This is a genomic window from Enterovibrio nigricans DSM 22720, assembly GCF_900167155.1.
Taxonomy (GTDB): Bacteria; Pseudomonadota; Gammaproteobacteria; order Enterobacterales; family Vibrionaceae; genus Enterovibrio; species Enterovibrio nigricans.
In genome coordinates this window covers 1-15,536 of the sequence record NZ_FUXU01000032.1, presented here as the reverse complement: position 1 = coordinate 15,536, position 15,536 = coordinate 1, and the positions used below count along the sequence as shown (strand labels likewise).

28 protein-coding genes and 1 pseudogene are annotated in these 15,536 nt (G+C 45.9%); 11 read left to right on the top strand and 18 right to left on the bottom strand.

Annotated elements, in window-relative coordinates:
• Positions 1–2: 2 nt before the first annotated feature.
• The 5 genes from B5D35_RS12565 to B5D35_RS12545 form a co-directional block, all read right to left on the bottom strand.
• Positions 3–1,817, bottom strand: a complete 1,815-nt coding sequence (locus tag B5D35_RS12565; protein ID WP_078752920.1) for a phage tail sheath family protein — start codon at positions 1,815–1,817, stop codon at positions 3–5.
• A gap of 128 nt (positions 1,818–1,945) precedes the next feature.
• Positions 1,946–2,287, bottom strand: a complete 342-nt coding sequence (locus B5D35_RS12560) for a GPW/gp25 family protein (RefSeq protein WP_078752919.1) — start codon at positions 2,285–2,287, stop codon at positions 1,946–1,948.
• Positions 2,288–2,417: 130 nt separating this feature from the next.
• Positions 2,418–3,161 carry a phage baseplate assembly protein V gene (locus tag B5D35_RS12555; RefSeq protein ID WP_078752918.1) on the bottom strand — a complete coding sequence of 248 codons (744 nt, stop codon included), beginning with the start codon at positions 3,159–3,161 and terminating at the stop codon, positions 2,418–2,420.
• Entirely contained in the window at positions 3,158–4,879 is a 1,722-nt protein-coding gene (gene terL / locus B5D35_RS12550) for a phage terminase large subunit (RefSeq protein ID WP_078752917.1), read from the bottom strand. The genes B5D35_RS12555 and terL overlap by 4 nt, the downstream gene beginning before the upstream one ends.
• Before the next feature lie 2 nt (positions 4,880–4,881).
• Positions 4,882–5,424: a phage protein Gp27 family protein gene (locus B5D35_RS12545; RefSeq protein ID WP_078752916.1), complete on the bottom strand. Its 543-nt coding sequence runs from the start codon at positions 5,422–5,424 to the stop codon at positions 4,882–4,884.
• Between the two features lie 133 nt (positions 5,425–5,557).
• Here B5D35_RS12545 and B5D35_RS12540 point away from each other — a divergent pair, with 133 nt between their 5' ends.
• From B5D35_RS12540 to lysC, 11 genes are read left to right on the top strand one after another with little or no spacing between them, the layout of a single operon-like run.
• On the top strand, positions 5,558–6,196 hold the full coding sequence (locus B5D35_RS12540) for a hypothetical protein (RefSeq protein ID WP_078752915.1): 639 nt from the start codon (positions 5,558–5,560) through the stop codon (positions 6,194–6,196).
• Positions 6,193–6,813, top strand: coding sequence for a hypothetical protein (locus B5D35_RS12535; protein WP_078752914.1), 621 nt, complete (start codon positions 6,193–6,195; stop codon positions 6,811–6,813). The genes B5D35_RS12540 and B5D35_RS12535 overlap by 4 nt, the downstream gene beginning before the upstream one ends.
• On the top strand, positions 6,803–7,192 hold the full coding sequence (locus B5D35_RS12530; protein WP_078752913.1) for a phage tail protein: 390 nt from the start codon (positions 6,803–6,805) through the stop codon (positions 7,190–7,192). Before B5D35_RS12535 ends, B5D35_RS12530 begins: the two co-directional genes overlap by 11 nt.
• A complete protein-coding gene (locus B5D35_RS12525; RefSeq protein ID WP_244556583.1) occupies positions 7,189–7,413 on the top strand; it encodes a tail protein X in 225 nt (74 codons plus the stop codon). The genes B5D35_RS12530 and B5D35_RS12525 overlap by 4 nt, the downstream gene beginning before the upstream one ends.
• Positions 7,401–8,450 (top strand): phage late control D family protein, encoded by a 1,050-nt coding sequence (locus B5D35_RS12520; protein WP_078752912.1) that lies wholly within the window; start codon positions 7,401–7,403, stop codon positions 8,448–8,450. The genes B5D35_RS12525 and B5D35_RS12520 overlap by 13 nt, the downstream gene beginning before the upstream one ends.
• A complete protein-coding gene (locus B5D35_RS25625; RefSeq protein ID WP_483189025.1) occupies positions 8,447–8,983 on the top strand; it encodes a baseplate J/gp47 family protein in 537 nt (178 codons plus the stop codon). The genes B5D35_RS12520 and B5D35_RS25625 overlap by 4 nt, the downstream gene beginning before the upstream one ends.
• 3 nt (positions 8,984–8,986) lie before the next feature.
• Entirely contained in the window at positions 8,987–9,628 is a 642-nt protein-coding gene (locus B5D35_RS25620) for a hypothetical protein (protein ID WP_483189026.1), read from the top strand.
• A gap of 40 nt (positions 9,629–9,668) precedes the next feature.
• On the top strand, positions 9,669–9,875 hold the full coding sequence (locus tag B5D35_RS12510) for a hypothetical protein (RefSeq protein WP_078752911.1): 207 nt from the start codon (positions 9,669–9,671) through the stop codon (positions 9,873–9,875).
• Positions 9,876–10,415: a lysozyme gene (locus tag B5D35_RS12505; RefSeq protein ID WP_078752910.1), complete on the top strand. Its 540-nt coding sequence runs from the start codon at positions 9,876–9,878 to the stop codon at positions 10,413–10,415.
• Positions 10,412–10,750, top strand: coding sequence for a hypothetical protein (locus tag B5D35_RS12500; protein ID WP_078752909.1), 339 nt, complete (start codon positions 10,412–10,414; stop codon positions 10,748–10,750). The genes B5D35_RS12505 and B5D35_RS12500 overlap by 4 nt, the downstream gene beginning before the upstream one ends.
• Positions 10,695–11,015, top strand: coding sequence for an Rz1-like lysis system protein LysC (gene lysC / locus B5D35_RS12495; RefSeq protein WP_198557022.1), 321 nt, complete (start codon positions 10,695–10,697; stop codon positions 11,013–11,015). Before B5D35_RS12500 ends, lysC begins: the two co-directional genes overlap by 56 nt.
• Before the next feature lie 148 nt (positions 11,016–11,163).
• Here the strand turns inward: lysC and B5D35_RS12490 are convergent, their stop codons facing one another.
• From B5D35_RS12490 to B5D35_RS12440, 13 genes and pseudogenes are all read right to left on the bottom strand, one after another.
• The gene (locus B5D35_RS12490) at positions 11,164–11,433 is read right to left on the bottom strand and encodes a hypothetical protein (protein WP_078752908.1); all 270 of its coding nucleotides are present in this window, start codon (positions 11,431–11,433) and stop codon (positions 11,164–11,166) included.
• Positions 11,433–11,882 (bottom strand): regulatory protein GemA, encoded by a 450-nt coding sequence (locus B5D35_RS12485; protein ID WP_078752907.1) that lies wholly within the window; start codon positions 11,880–11,882, stop codon positions 11,433–11,435. Before B5D35_RS12485 ends, B5D35_RS12490 begins: the two co-directional genes overlap by 1 nt.
• Position 11,883: 1 nt before the next feature.
• Positions 11,884–12,165: a hypothetical protein gene (locus B5D35_RS24320; RefSeq protein ID WP_078752906.1), complete on the bottom strand. Its 282-nt coding sequence runs from the start codon at positions 12,163–12,165 to the stop codon at positions 11,884–11,886.
• 124 nt (positions 12,166–12,289) lie between these two features.
• The gene (locus tag B5D35_RS12475) at positions 12,290–12,718 is read right to left on the bottom strand and encodes a hypothetical protein (RefSeq protein WP_078752905.1); all 429 of its coding nucleotides are present in this window, start codon (positions 12,716–12,718) and stop codon (positions 12,290–12,292) included.
• The gene (locus tag B5D35_RS12470; protein ID WP_078752904.1) at positions 12,711–13,289 is read right to left on the bottom strand and encodes a 3'-5' exonuclease; all 579 of its coding nucleotides are present in this window, start codon (positions 13,287–13,289) and stop codon (positions 12,711–12,713) included. The genes B5D35_RS12475 and B5D35_RS12470 overlap by 8 nt, the downstream gene beginning before the upstream one ends.
• Before the next feature lies 1 nt (position 13,290).
• Positions 13,291–13,539: a hypothetical protein gene (locus B5D35_RS24050; protein ID WP_139367762.1), complete on the bottom strand. Its 249-nt coding sequence runs from the start codon at positions 13,537–13,539 to the stop codon at positions 13,291–13,293.
• A 1-nt stretch (position 13,540) separates the two neighbouring features.
• Positions 13,541–13,726 (bottom strand): hypothetical protein, encoded by a 186-nt coding sequence (locus B5D35_RS12465; RefSeq protein ID WP_078752903.1) that lies wholly within the window; start codon positions 13,724–13,726, stop codon positions 13,541–13,543.
• A gap of 2 nt (positions 13,727–13,728) precedes the next feature.
• Positions 13,729–14,094, bottom strand: a complete 366-nt coding sequence (locus B5D35_RS12460) for a hypothetical protein (RefSeq protein WP_078752902.1) — start codon at positions 14,092–14,094, stop codon at positions 13,729–13,731.
• Positions 14,087–14,260, bottom strand: a complete 174-nt coding sequence (locus tag B5D35_RS24315; RefSeq protein WP_170915175.1) for a hypothetical protein — start codon at positions 14,258–14,260, stop codon at positions 14,087–14,089. The genes B5D35_RS12460 and B5D35_RS24315 overlap by 8 nt, the downstream gene beginning before the upstream one ends.
• A gap of 283 nt (positions 14,261–14,543) precedes the next feature.
• On the bottom strand, positions 14,544–14,747 hold the full coding sequence (locus tag B5D35_RS12455) for a hypothetical protein (RefSeq protein ID WP_078752901.1): 204 nt from the start codon (positions 14,745–14,747) through the stop codon (positions 14,544–14,546).
• Positions 14,744–14,947 (bottom strand): hypothetical protein, encoded by a 204-nt coding sequence (locus B5D35_RS12450; protein WP_078752900.1) that lies wholly within the window; start codon positions 14,945–14,947, stop codon positions 14,744–14,746. The genes B5D35_RS12455 and B5D35_RS12450 overlap by 4 nt, the downstream gene beginning before the upstream one ends.
• 11 nt (positions 14,948–14,958) lie before the next feature.
• On the bottom strand, positions 14,959–15,150 hold the full coding sequence (locus B5D35_RS12445; RefSeq protein WP_078752899.1) for an SEC-C metal-binding domain-containing protein: 192 nt from the start codon (positions 15,148–15,150) through the stop codon (positions 14,959–14,961).
• A 90-nt stretch (positions 15,151–15,240) separates the two neighbouring features.
• Positions 15,241–15,477 (bottom strand): annotated as a pseudogene (locus tag B5D35_RS12440) (DUF3164 family protein); the annotation flags it as partial.
• Positions 15,478–15,536: the final 59 nt, after the last annotated feature.

Sequence of the window (15,536 nt, the reverse complement as noted above, 5' to 3'; positions counted from 1 at the left end):
AATTACCCTGAAATTAGTTGGTTAAAGGCAGTTTCTAAGCCTTCCACATACACCACGGCGGCGTACTCAATGGTTTGCATTGGCACAGGTGGCGTCGCTTTATAGCGGTACTTGATTTTGCCCTTCATGATTTCAGAAAGAGGGTTATCTTCTTTCTCAATTGAAATCGAGCTGTATACCAAGGCCGTCCCATTTTTACTTAGCAAGTAATCGTTCACGGTGTCGCGCACACGACCAGCGGTTGTGTTGGCGATATCGGTTGGCGACGTGAACATTGGGAAATCTAAGAACTGACGAGAAGCATCCTCGATACTCTCCTCGATGATATCCATCGTTCTGCGCCATGAGAGAAAGTTCAGTGCGTCCATAGTGGTTGGGTACGACGTGGTGTAGTTACCAAAGTTCTTCCAGCCGCCGTGATTCATCAGCGTGGCAATGCCATTCGCATTTAAGCGGTTCACTTCACTGGTTGGATCGTTTGGTACGTACTCCAGCTCAATAGACGGGCCAATCACATCAGGCATCACGTAGTTAGACGGAGAGCACCAAAAACCCGTTTGAGAGACAATCGCTTGAGAGGTTAGATTGCGGTCAACTTGAGCAATCAGTCCAGCCATGCCAGGCGAGTACCAATCAACAACCGTCGCACCCTCTTCATTAAGCACTTTAGGGCGAGGCCAAACACTGTATAAACGCTTGTCAGTGAACTGACCTTTATAAGCAATCGCTTCATCAACCGTTGATATCGTCTCTGGCATGTCTGAAATCCAAACACCGCGAATGGTCGAGATAGCCGATACTGCTAAACCTGCTGCGCCTGGTTTATGTAAGATGCCTGGTGCGATATTAATTTTTGGAAAGAAGCCAAATCGCTGCTTTGCTTTACGCATCATCGGTAACGCTTTCATAAAGGCTGCAAGCAGTTTGTCATCTTGTTCTTTGAGCGTTAACTCGTAGGTTAAGACCATACCTGCAACCGCATCACTCGCCATTAACTTTGCCGTTACCGTCGTCGTGCCTTCTTTCAATGGCGAGATAACACCACTGGCTGAATCCACAAGAGCCACGGTTTCATCTTCAATTGACCAGACCACAGTCAGATTGTGCGGATTGGTCAAAGAGACAGGTAATGTGTCCATGCCAATGCAAGCCACGGCATCTGAGCTTGATAACAATGCGCCAGATGATTCAAGCGAAGCATCAGGGTTTGTTTGCGCCACCGTTAGGGTGTACGTGTGCGTTTCTGTTGCAGGTGATGGCGATTTTGCATTGCGACCTTTTGCTGGTTGTTCACCCTCACTGGCTTCTGCGACCTCTGCCGCTTCACTAGGAAGCGTGACCGTAGCCGTGATAATCGTTGAGCCTTGGGTCAGTGGCGTTACCACGCCTGTTGATGCATCAACCGTTGCAACTGCCGCCGCACTACTGGAATAGGCAATAGTCAACGCTTTAGGGTTGAATGTTTTAACAGGTGATACCGCGCCATCATCAATATAAGCCGATGCGGTAGAGGTACTGAACGTCACACCTGTTGTTTCAGGCACAACGACCTCTGGGAAGTCAGACGCTTTCCCAAGTGGAAATGAAATAATAGAGTTGCTAGGCACGTAACGATGAATGCGAGTGATCGCATCAAGAAGCGAACCTTTACCAAAGACCTTTTGAGCGTCTTCAAGTTTGGTGGTGTGGTACATCTCCATCGGCGTAGCAAGTTCAGATGTACCGAATACACCAATTACTGAAGATGAAACTTCAATAACCGATAACGGCCCACTTAGTTGCTCGATGGTTCTGATACCGTGTATGAGTTCAGACATTGAATTGCCCCCTTAATAAAGTAGGGACAATTATCTATGCCAGTTGGAAGGTGCATTTCCAACTGGCGTAGATGTGCGTGGTGGAATATTGCTTTAGCGAGAGATGAGGAACACGGTGTGAGGACAAATTATTGATTAGCGAATGTCTCAACAATCACTTCACCCGTATCAACAATTTCATAGACCGCTTTGATGGCAATAATACCGTCTTTTAGTGAAGATGAAACCACTTCGAGCGAATCCACCGAAACGCGAGGCTCGTACTTTTTCACCGATTCCGCTATCGACACAATCAGTCGTTGCCATTCCCATTGCGGCTTATCAATGTAGGATAATGCATCTGCGCCATAGTCGGGCAAATAGATCCGCTCACCTTTACCCGTGAAAATAATCAAGAACAAAGATTGCTTGATATCGTCCTTTAAAGTGGCGTTTCGACCTGAGCCGTAAAGTATCGTCGAGTAAATCATATCACACCTGTTTTAAATCGTTTTAAAGCCACTGCTAAATGTTTTAAATAAACTTTGTCGATAAATGACACCAAATAAAAACAAAGACGCTTAGCTGTGCGCACAGTGCGTTTAAATGGTGCATTTAAAATCACCCTAAAACATCCGAGGTTGGGCGATTCTCCGCATCCATGTGATTGTGCGTATCAACTGAGATTTTAACGCCATTAATCGTGGCATTACCCAGTACGCCCATGCCGTTTTGCATCGTGGCTGATGCGCCGGCTACAGGGCCACCGTAGCCAGCCGCGCCGACCGTCCCCATAAAGTTAGCCGTTTGCATACCATTCACCGCGCCTAAGATAGTCAGAGTATCAGCAAGGTTCGTCGCTTTGGTCACATCAAGCGTCTTGGTAATAGACACAGCACCATCTATAAACACATCAGAGATGATGATGGTTTTTGTTGGGCCAACCTGTATCGAGGGTGTGCCTCCTTTGATTTTTAACACACCTGTTTGTGTGGCTTGGTCATACTCCAGTAACGTGCCATCAATGAACTGCACCCCAAACTTATTCGGGTTATCGGTGTAAGGCTTATCTTTGATATTGTTCAACGCACCCAACACAAAGCCTTGATTTAAACTACCCCAGGGAAGAAAGAGACAAAGCACCTGCTCATCCACTTGCAAATTAAAACTGGTTTTAACGCCCTTTGAACGTCCCGTCAAAACGGGCAACCAGTCTGAGTTTGGGATGCCTTTTGATGGAAAGCGCACCTTGACGCGGTGCAGCTCGCTATCCACCTCTGCAACATTGGCAACAGAAAGGATGCGCTCAAAGCGAGAGAACACATCATTCATCTTCTTTTGCAGTGACTTAATGCTTGCAATCATGCCGCCCCCAATACCCATGGTCTTTTAGGAAATAACGCGTCCGCAATGGCTTGTCTAAGAATACGACCACGCGCACCACCACCTAGACGAGAAAGTTTTTGCGCGGCGCTTCTCACCACTTCACGTATTGGCGTTGCACCACCGATAAAGGATGAACCACCAAAGCCACTGATACACATCTCCAACGCATCGGGTAAGTCATCGTGTCCACGAGGGAATTCAAGTAATTGCTGCTTCAATAAGGTTTGAGATTCTAAGAACTGAATGCCGCCGTTCTCCACCTCAGAAGAGAGCGATTTAATGCGCATCTCTTTATTGCCACCTTTAAAGCCACGAATAGGCAAGCGAACATTGCGAGACTTGGCATAGCGTAAGACCTCTTTTTTGTAGATCTTCTGAAATGCCACATCTTCAAACTCAATGAAGGTCGGGTGATATTTCATATAGATATCGACAATGCGCCTTGCAAACTGCAAGTCAGACTCTTTCCAACCATTACAAAAGAGCACATGGTCAACCATGGTGATGCGATTTCGCGCTACAACGGCAATCGCTGAGTAATCGCCTTTCATTAGACCTGTCGCGGAATCCACCGCCATGCCGATATCGCAATCACGCAAATCAAGATCATGCAGCTTGTAGTGATGCAGCCACTCGCTCTTAAAGTCCGCTTCATCGTCGGATATTGGGCGGTTCATCCATTCTGTCCACCACGCCGCGCCCACGGTCATTCGTTTGTGCTCTAGATCTTGCAGTGACCATCGAGTCGGAAACAAAGGGCGGCCGCTTGGCGTGATAGCAGAAAAGCGAAAGCCTACCCAATTGGGCAGAACACCAGCTTCAATACGTTTCAGTAAGCGAGAGGGTAAATCATCTGGATGCAAGATTGTGTTGGCAACAATGGTTAATGCGCCTTTACCCAAGTTAAGCACCACACGGTTAAACCATTTCTCTGCCTTGTTACGAAGGCGTGGGTTATCTACCTCTGTATCGAGCAGCAAGTCATCACAGATAATGTGCGTTGGACGCTGGTACTTGTTTTTTATACCACGAAGCGGTTGGTCACGGCCTACACACGCAATCGCAGAGCCGTTAGGCAATAGGATTTTACGTTGCGCCCATTTATTGCCGTGTACCTTTTGAATACCGTAATCATTGATAAGAAGATCGTTATCTTCCAAATCTTGTTTGACCGCATCCATCATATCTTCGGCACTGGTCGAGCTTGCGCCACATATCACGATAAAGGATTTAGGATAGTTCAAGGCTAACCACAACGGCATCGCCTGAGTGTTTCGGGTGGTCTTACCGTGGTCACGCGGTTCAATATCAAGCACACCCTCATATTTGCCAGAGATAGGTTGAACAATAAAGCCATGGTCGATGGGGTCGATTAGCTCTTTGAGTGTGAATTCATCCTTGGGGCTTAACATGCGATCGGAAGCTAGGCGTGTTAACGCCAATTGATATTCTGAAAAATCCAGAGAGAACGCTTCTGACATGTACGTCTTACAAAAATACGCAAAGTTAGACTTGGCCTTTTTGCGACGGCGTAGGCGTGCGCGTTCCTCGCGCACTTCTTCTTTGCTTAATTGCTGAGACGCTCTTTGGCTTTTGATGGCTTGCTTCTTTTCATCGATTGCCAGCTCTGTGTCTGTCTTGATGTTTTCTAAGTCAGCGATTGACGTATCACCAAAGAGATCGAATTCATCACTCATCATTAACCCCGTTTTGAATTCTCGACTTTCATCTCTTGCACGATGGTGACGAGTTTAAGTAGCAATTCGGGATCTTTTTCTTTGAGCAACACTCGAAGTGATTTCTCGATCTTATCCTTAGCCGCATCCACGCCTTTATTAAATTCGACGCGAAGGCGTGACAAGTTCACTTGTGAATCCGCCAAACGTGCAACTAGGTTTGCGAGCTTAGTTGGGTCTTCAAACTTATAAGCGCTGAAGTCTAAATCACGCAATGCGTTGAATACGTTGCGCTGCATGATTTGCAAGTTGATTTCAGATACGTCCGTATTTGGACTGTTACGAAACTCTTTTAAAAAGGCGTCCGCGTGCTCTTGTACAAGTCGCTGCTCTTTGATGAGTTCTTCATTGGTGCGAATGACTCGATACACGCCCGTTCTCGATACGTCATAGCCCTCATCTTGCAGTGTCTTAGCGATGTCGGTCAGTGTGACGTGTTCATTGACATACATTGCAATCACTCGCTCAAGCAAGCCCTGCATTTCAATCTTTGATTTATTTGCCATGGAATCCTCAACAGCATGGGTTTTCTAGGATTTCATCGTAACCAGTTGCTTATAAAGTCATTTCCAATTGGCAGGGATAGAACGTAATAAATGAGACAGTGTAAACCTCGTTTTAAAAGGGGTTTAAAACCGCATGAAAGTATTTTTAGACGCATTGGAGAAAACACAAAGGACGGTGAATTCGCTCCCTGAGCAATTGGCCCCGTTTGGGCTTCAGTGTGTTCGAGACAACATGAAGCATGGGAAATTTAAACCCAACTCGACACTGACCAAGAACACGAAAAACGCAGGCGCAAAACCGTTATTTGATTCAGGGGAAACGTATGCCTCACTCACGTACACCGCAGACGATGACGGATACCGAGTGGGAACCAATCGACCTCATGCCACCTTAATCAATGACGGTGGTGTTATCAAAGCGAAGAAATCACGCCAGCTTGCGATCCCAATTAACAAGCAAGTGAAAAAGCGTACCGAGGTGTACGGCGTGAGAAAGACCATTGCTTGGCTTGAAAGCCAAGGTTGGAAAATCTTTTATCGGCCTCACTCGATCATGGGTCGCGCTCCATTAGGGGCGAAAGCCTTTGGTAAGAAAGTTCAAACCAAGAGCAACAAGAACAGCAAGAAGAAACAAACGGGCGTGTTTTACGTCCTGTATATCCGCACACCCAAGGTAACAGTACCCAAGCGTGAATACATGTACCTAAGTGAAGCGCAACAAAAAGAACAAGCGCAAATGGCGCAAACGCTACTAGAGAGAGCATTGACATGAACGAGCTGACGATTGCCCCAATCAAGGCGATTGACGCATTAAAGCACTGCATTGAAAAACGCCTTGGGCTTGAAGCGGTGGTTGAACCCTCCAATGCGGTATCTCGCGCAGAAGTGCGCGTCATGCTAACTGGAACGCAAAAGCTCACGCGGCTTGATGCCACTCATCAAGCTACGTTCGTGCCTTATGAAGCGCTTGTTGATGTCACGATATCGCTTCGCGTCTCAGGTGGAAACACGCAGCACAGCATTAGCTCGCAAGCCCTTGCGTACAACCTTGAGTTATCCGAATACCTAGAGCATGACCTGATTGTGTTAGAGGGCATAGGGCAAACCTTGCAAAACCCTAGGGCGGTCAGTGAGCGCAGTATCGATGACAGCTTGGTGATTGTTGGTGATGGCGAACTGACACAGGTCAAGTTCATGAATGCAGGGTTCTCATCGACTAAATCCGATGATGACTATGAAAGCCGTGATGAATTGTTCGTCTATCGGATTGATTACACCGCCAAGTTAATGCTGACCTTGCACCGACGATTCTACAACCCACCGATGCAGCAAGTCACTGCGCTCAATGAAACCTATAACGAAGAGATGGTAATAACCGATGAAGAATAGCAACCACACCCAATGGGGTGCATTTGGTGATGTGTCGTTTAAAGGACACTTCACCCCAAACAGTGTTAATCGTACTCGCCAGTTTGCACTGAAAGCGCAAGATGTCGTGAATGGCTATCCCATGCATCAGTTCTTTGGTGAGAAAGAACAAACTGCCTCGTTGACCATGGAGTTAAACAATGCGTTTGTTGATATCACCAAGGCCACCAAGACCTTAGAGCGCATGGCGGAAAAAGGGATTCCGCGCATGTTGGTGATTGGTCAAAAGATTTACGGCAACTTTGGGATCAAGTCCATCAGTGAAAGCAAGATGCAAACTACCCCTAGCGGCGTTATCACCAGCATTGAATACAAAGTGGATATTGTAGAGGTTCGATGATGAACGTACTCATTGCATTGCAAGGGGAATCCTGGGAACAACTGGGCTTGCGAGCTTATCAGCAAAGCACTGAGTCGCTTGTTATGGGCCTACGCAACGCCAATCGTGATATCGCAAGGGCAATGAATGGGTTCGTCTTCTTAGGGGGCGAGCGCATTGTCATCCCAACCATCACGCAATCTAAAAAGATCACCATTGAGGTTGCGCCATGGGAGAGATGATCGCCACTAAAGCCCTTGGCGTTATTCAGCCTCGCGCACAACTGACGTGGGCAGGGCGTGATGTTTCCCAAACGTTAAGCCCTTTTGTGAAGTCATTGAGCTACACCGACATCATCGAAAGTGACAGTACGGGCACAGATATGTTGTCGCTTACCCTGGTCAACAAGGACGGCATTTTTAATGAAGATTGGTTTCCCCAAGAGGGGGATGAGCTTAAACCAGGCATTAGCTGGAAAGATGATCAAGGTAATGAATATCAATGGCTCTTTGGCAAATTCACGATAGATGAAGTGACGTTCAAACTCTCCCCCGATGAAGTCACGATTGGGGCCAGCGCAAAACCCATCGAGCGCGGAAAGCTGGAGAACGTCCAGAGCAAGAAGTTTGAGAACATCACCTTCACGGCATTGATGAAACAACTCGCCAGCGAGTGTGGCCTTGGCTACGTGCAAGGCATCGTGAGTAATGACTTCCTCTTTGAAAGCACACAGCAACGAAACGAGAGCGCACAAGCCTATATCGACAGGTTGGTGAATGAGACCAATATCCCCGTGTCGATTAAAAGCAACAAGCTGGTTGTGGGTGAGTTTGAAGACAGCGTGCTTGAGATTGATTTACGCAATCGAGATGTCATCACTAACGCCGTATTGCCCATGTCTAAGCGCGGCACATTCAGCGCGGTAGAGATTGAGTATTACGATCAGCTTTCTCAAGAGACCGTGGTCTATCGCGCAGGCGATGCCAGCCTAAGCGGTGACAAAGTGAAGAAGCTTTACAACATCAGCAACATCAACTCGATTGATGCAGCAAGACAATACGCTGAGTCCTACTTGCAAGATGGGGATAAAAAGCAAAGCATCAGGCAAAACGCCAGTGGGCGCTTGAACCTCATTAATACCGTTGCGCGAGCAGGTCAAACCATCCGCCTGTTAAACAGCGGAAAGATAGCCAACCAATGGAAAGCCACTACCGTGAATACGTCCATCACTGGCGACCGTTGGAGTACCAATATTCAAATGAAGAGAGCAGGATCATGAGTTTACAACACGTTCGTTTTCCCGACATTCCAGAGCCTTCCATACTCGATGTCAATTATGACGCCGATTTGCGACGCCTGAAAGAAGCGTATCAAGCGCGTACTGGTCACTATCCTGGCATAAGCGATCCTGAAACCGTGACGCTTGAGCAGCTTGCTTATGAGAAAAGCGAACTCAAAGAGATGATAAACGAAGAGGGAAAACAGAACCTCTTACCGTTTGCCGTAGGCGCTCGCCTCGATAACCTGGGCTTACTGACCGAAACCGAGCGACTACCAGCCTCATCCGCGCTCACCACCATTCAGTTTGTGATGAAACCTCACACGGGCTTTGTCATCCACAAAGGCTTTGAAATGATGGCGATTGATGGTCAAACCGTGTTTGTGGCAATGGTCGATACGGCGATTGCACCAGAAGACACCGAAAAAGCGATCGGCTTTCAATGTCAAACACCAGGCGTTGTGGGGAATAACTTTGCACCAGGCCAAATCGCTCAGATGGTCAAACCGCTTGAGTTCGTCGCCAGTGCCTAGAATATCGAAACCTCTAACGGTGGCGCAGAGATTGAAGATAATGCGGCGTTTGCTTATCGCATCTACCTATCACCCTCTAAGTTCAGTACATGCGGCCCTTATGATGCCTATGAGTTCTTTGCGCTTTCGGCTAACTCATCCATTAAAAGTGTGTCCGTCACCAACCCATCGCCTAACCGCATAAATATCAGCGCGATTTTGGAGGGGGGAAGCCTGCCAAACAAAGCAATTAAAGATCAAATCAAAGCGCAATGCTCTGGCGAGAAGCGCGTCCCGATGGGCGACTTGGTTGACGTTATTGATGTCATCGATGTGACCGCAACCGCCAGTTACAAACTGCACATCTATGCGGACTACACCGCATTAGCAGACCAAATCAAAACCGCAGCCCAAACGAGCATTCAAGCGACCATCAACGCTTGGAAAACTCAGCATGGGCGCGACATTGTACCTGCGGCATTAAGTAGCCTTGCTCAACGTATGGAAGGAGTTTATTTCGTCGAAACGGAAATGCGTGATTCAGAAGATGAACTCATCACTACCACCAAGCAATTGAGCAAGGCAAAAAGGCCCATTATTACCATCAAAGACTTTACGTTTGTGATCAGCAATGAACAGTCGCAAGTCAATGAAACCTTTAAATAACCACCCTAAGCACCGCTTAGTTTTATTAGGAAACACTCTTATGAGTATGGAACTCAAACCTATCTCTTTACTAGGGGCCTCTATCACCTCAGCCATTACCAGCTTCACGGTGGTGGAAGTGGGACAGATGATCGCCATTATCATCAGTATTGCGACTGGTATTGCCGCCTTTCGTTACTACTGGCTGTCGGGCCACACCGCAAAACTGACCAACGAAAAACTAAAACGTGAAAGTGGAGAGCTGTAAATGCTAGCGAAAAAAATACTGACCACCACTACTTGCTCAGTGGCGCTGATATTGAGCGTGGTCTTTGGTATCGACAACCAACTCAAAACCAGCGAACCAGGATTAGCCCACGTTGCTAACTTAGAAGGGTGTCGAAGCCAAGCCTACCAATGCAGCGCAAACACCTGGACAACAGGCATCGGTCACACAAGCGGAGTTAAGGAGGGTGAAACCGTAACCAATCAAGAGATAGCGAACAACTTTGTTTCTGACATTGCTCATGCAGAGCGAGTGGTCAATGCAAGCCTGACTAAGCCTGTGACGCAATCTCAATATGATGTCATGGTGAGCTTTGTCTTTAACTTGGGTGAAGGCAACTTTAAACAATCCACCATGCTCAAGCTTTTTAACCAAGGCAAGCCAGCCCAAGCCTGTGAGCAGTTAATGCGGTGGGTTTATGTCAGCGGTAAGAACTGTAACGATCCAAAGAGTAACTGCAAAGGCATTGTCACCAGACGACAAATCGAGCGCGACGCTTGTCTCAATGGGTGGACTCAATGAACATCATCAAAGGCGTAGGGATTGGCTTGCTTTTGCTTAGTATCGTAACCAGTTGGTTTTTGTATCAAGAGCTTGAGGATGCTATCCAAACCAATCAAAGCCTCACGAACAATTTACACCAAGCCGTGGATGCGCAGCGCTCACTCAATGCCACCATTGCCCTATTGAAAGAGAGTAAGAAACAAGCCCAGATTGCCGCCGATAGCCTGGCTCAAAAGCTATCGAGCATTGATGCGACGAAAGAGCGCGTGGTCATTCAAGTTAGAGAGAAGATCAAATATGAAAATTGTTACTCTGTGCCTATTCCTGCTACTGATGGTTGGCTGTACCAGTAAGCCGATGGTCGTCACTGAATATGTGATTCATGAAAAAGTGCCGCCATCGGCGTATCTCACCGAGTGCGAACTTCCATTCAACGCGCCCCCTAAAACCTATGGGGAAGCAGTCGAACGCGATCAAGTTTGGCTGTGCGCCTTTGAAGCGTGTGCGCTTAAAGTGGCAGAGATAAGAGGCTTTTATAACATTGAGAGCCAAGGCAAGCGGCTGTGTACCGACGTAAAAAAGGCGACCGTATCGTCGCCTTCTGTCTCACCCAAATAAATCTAACTGCTCTTCGTCCTTTGCCCTGAACTCAGGGCCTTTGTCTCTCACGAAGATAAACCAGGTATTCAATCTCATTGAGTAAAAATGATTGTCCTTGGCATAGTTGCGCTGAGTTCGTTTGCAGCAGTTAAACGCATCCTTCACTCTAACCAAACGGATTGGATTCTGACGCATAGTAGTTCCCCTTTAACCAAAAATAGTGCGCTATCTCTTTGGGTGTATACCAGTTACGCCCAACCCCTAAATCACACTTTATGATCGCAATGTCCGCAGGCGTCATCACCTCATAAAGTGTTTGTGCTGCAATGCGATTGTCTGGGTACATCTCCAGTAGCAACGCTTCCACCTCTTCTTCGCTGGTTGGATTAAGCAGCTCGTATTGTGGGTCAATTCTAAACTTACGTGCATGTGCCATTATCGACCTCCCTCAATCCAACGCTCTAATCCTGTAATGACATCGCTAATGGTGGTGCGAGTAAGCCACTTGGCGCGTTCAACTTTAACCGTTCTCATCACAAAGGCATCAAGAGCTTCATCATCAAGCCCTGTCCAGCCTCGTGCCTTGGCTAATGCGGCTAACTTGGCCCATTGTAAGCCTGTTGGCTGTGTTGAGGTTTCGCCCCCTAAGCGCGGCGTATAGCGCGTTAACCAACCCTCACGAGTCAGGCGGTCAACCAACTGCTTGAGTTCAGTATCACTCATCTCTTTACAGCTTAGTTTTCCACCCGTAGCAAGCGATAAGTAATTGCGGTACTCATCGTCATCAAAATAGCCCATGCGCTCTGTGAGTAACGCTTTTATGCCCTTATGCACTAAGCCATAAAGAGCAGGACGATTCACTTTGTTTAGTTGTGGTTGCTTCATGTTACGCTCCGACTTCAATAGGTAAAGTGAACGATGGGCCAAGCCAAGGCTTATTTGACACTCGAAGAATGAGCGCCGCAAAGAACTGGCTTTTTTCACGAGGGCTAAACCCTGCATCACTTCGTAGTTGGTTAAACAGCGCATCAATATCAGGTTCAACAATCAAGTTGTAATCGACACAGCCTTGCGCTTTAGCGCGGGCTTTTGATTCTCTGGTTCGTTGCGCAGGTGGTTTAGGATTGAGAACGGGAGGTCGTCCCAATCGCACTGCTTTTATCGTCATGGTCTTTTTCGTTACCCATTAACATTTAATTTAGGGTGACTATATCAAAGTCGAAAAATGCGCCAGAGAAAAAAATAAACACAAAAAAAGCCGCTGGAATGCGGCTTTGGTGGGGTGGTTATGTTCAGATGGAAATCAACGTTAACCCTTCCAGTTTCTTGTACTGACTGCAAAGAACTGAGCCTTTGCTAAAGTCAGGTATCCAGTAGCTATGCTTTTCATGCAGATTAGGATAAAGCTGTTTGCTTTGTCGTTTCCCAAGGGCTTTTTCTACTTTTTTAATTTCAGCCGCAGTGTAAATGGACTTTTGGCACAGTTTAAATACGTCTTTAAAGATGCTTGAAACTTCGTTTTCTTTACCATCAATTGCATCGGTAAACCAAGAACCTTTAAATTCATCGTTGATATAAACACGAAGCGCCAACTTGCTTTCTTTGATGCGGATACGTTGAACAGTCAACTCAAAGCCTTTGTATTCAAAGCGAACGTTGACATGCATTTCACTTAGCGCTTGCTCGATTTCTTTCCACTGTTGTTTGGTGATGTTACTCATGAGCCGTTGCCTCACTCAATGGTTTCAAAAGCTTTTGATAAATAGCTGAGACATACTTCGCTTGATGAATCGCATCCGCTAGAGCATCGTGCTTAACTCCCTCAAATGGCATGTCACGCTTAGGGTCAAAACCAATCTCACGCCCAAGACGCACGATAGTACGAACATCCATGTCGTTATAAAAATGCCAAGGCTCACCAATGGTCGTGCATTTTTTGAATGCGTTTCTAAGAATGACATTATCGAATGCAGCGCCATTTCCCCAAACCTTACAGCTCTCATTCGTCTCTTTAATGAATGTTCTGAAATTAAGCAAAACACGATGAATGCCTTCTGACTTTGAGTTTGGATAAAACTTGCTACGTGCTTCATCTGATTGTTGCATCCACCACATAACGGTTGATGCATCCATATCAAAACCAGCGTTTACAGCGGATTGTAAATTGATTTGCTGGTGAAAAGTGTTACCGATTTCGCCAGTTTCAATATTGAAAAAGCAAGCACCGACAGAAATAATGGCTGCATTAGAACCATTACCCATTGTTTCAATATCTAGCATTAAATCTTTCATGTTATTCAACCTTATTCCAATCACGAATTACTGACCATAAAGCTCTAGGCCAAAGCATTAATATTAAAAATAACCATGGTATCCCTTTGACCGAAGTTAGATTTTGATAAATAGCACCTCGATTTTGTGCGCGATAAATTGACCAAGGCATTAAAATCAAAGAGCCAAAGCAGAACCAGAAAACAAACAAATCAAAAAGATGATGAATCACTGGTACTGAAATGGAGAACGTTAATGTTGTGTACTCCATATTAGCCAGCCTTAGATTGGACGTAACAAGCAGGACACTTATCCACGCCGTCGTTATCAATTTCCCAACCGTGTATCTCTTCAAGTTGATAGAACTCAGTTTCAGCAGAGCGAAAACAAACCGCGATGAGTTCAATCTCACTAGTACACCCTTTGGTGTCGCATTTGACTGTTACTACAATAGCCATGGTTAACCTTCCAATTTCGCTTCTTTAATCGCTTCACGACGACCAGAACGCAAGTAGCGCATTGCCATTCGACGACGATTAGAAGGCCATTTACGCAGCACATTCTTGATTTTCTTTGTAGTGAGCGGCAACACAAGCGATACATAACCCTCACTATTCAAATAGTCAGATAGGTATGACTTAATGTGTTTTTTAGCATTGCATTGAGGGCAAGGGATATCACCACCTGAATCTAAATAATGATCGCCATGTTCATCAGTACCACCGCTATCCATATCCCATAGATAACCATCGATACAGGTAGAGTCGAGGTAATGAGCACCAAACTCATACCCTTTGTAATCACAGCCCAGTGTATTCTTAGTCATGTTGATCTCCTGATTGAGATAGATGTTCTTCGATGGCAAACATTGCCGAGGCTAAATTGTCTAATGCATTATCACGCTGGCTTTGCGAGGCATGGCCTGCACGTATAGTGCAGACCGCGTGACCAATAATGCTTTTGACTTCTACAAGTAATTGGTCACGATCCATTATGCTAATCTCGCATCTTCAAACTTAATTAAACGTCGAGAGGTTGAGCTTTTAGGCTCACCATGCACAAGAACGCGATAGGTAGCTGGGTCATATTCTGAAACGCCTGTAATCACGCCTATATCAAGTTGAGTGCCTATCTCATATGGTGGTGCAATGTCGTTACTATTCGCCCACTCATCAATGTGTGCTTTAAGGGCTGAGTTGACATACCCACAAACGTTTTCTAGCTTGCCAACAAAGTCGTAATTAACTTTCCAATAATCGCCTTCAAAACCTTTAGCTAGTTCATATTCATCACACCCATCGTCCCAATGACGGAGTAGCGAATCGATAAGATTTTTTTATCACACTCAGAAAAGTCGCAATTTCTTTCTGCAAATAAATCCTCTACCGCTTGCTTGATAACAATCTCTTTAACGTCGTCGTTATCCACATCAGGGCGTTCTGGAACAATCGAACCGTCTTTATTGAATAATGTAATCATTTCACTAACTCCAAATGATCAACATCCAAACCGCCAGGCTTACCTGTTACGCTAATCACAACGCAGCCACATACCATCCACGGCTCACTTCTGACTTCTCCTTCATGGAACGTGCTTTTATCGCGTAGTAGTGGGAAGTATTTCACCTTCGAGCCTACTGGAAATGCTTTTGCTGCCTCTTCAACTGTCCAAGTTTTCATAGTCATCACCTTTATTCGAAGTTGGCATTGTTGGTTAGAAAGATGTATTCAGCCTTGACGTTATGAACACAGCATTGTTTGAACTTGAAGCCTGAGCCACAGCTACATGGTTGATTGCGGTACTTGGCTTTTAACACTTCACGTAAGAGCTTTATCTTCTCTTCACGGGTTTCAAATTTCGGTTCTTCATGTTTGGTCATCATTATTTCTTCCTTAAATTCAGGCAAAGCGAACCCGTAGCAGGGCGTGTGACACCTTGCCTGAATGGTATTTAAATAAGGTTTAAATCAGTTTTAAAGCGCAGCTAAATCAAGTGGGATATTAACAATCTTCCCTTCAGCATTGCGCTGAGCAAAGCGTACATAAGGCTTTGTCGATGACACCATGATGGAATCAGCAATGGCTTTCATGGCTTCATTCCAACGGTCATCTTTAATTTCAATACGGCGCAATGAAAGAATACGACCTGTATTTAAATTACCTTCTTTATCCACATCGAATGCATCATGAATAAAGGCTTTCAGCTTTTCATCAGCGTTGCCAGGGCTTTGTTGCTTAAATCGATGGAACTAAATCTAGAAGCTACGAT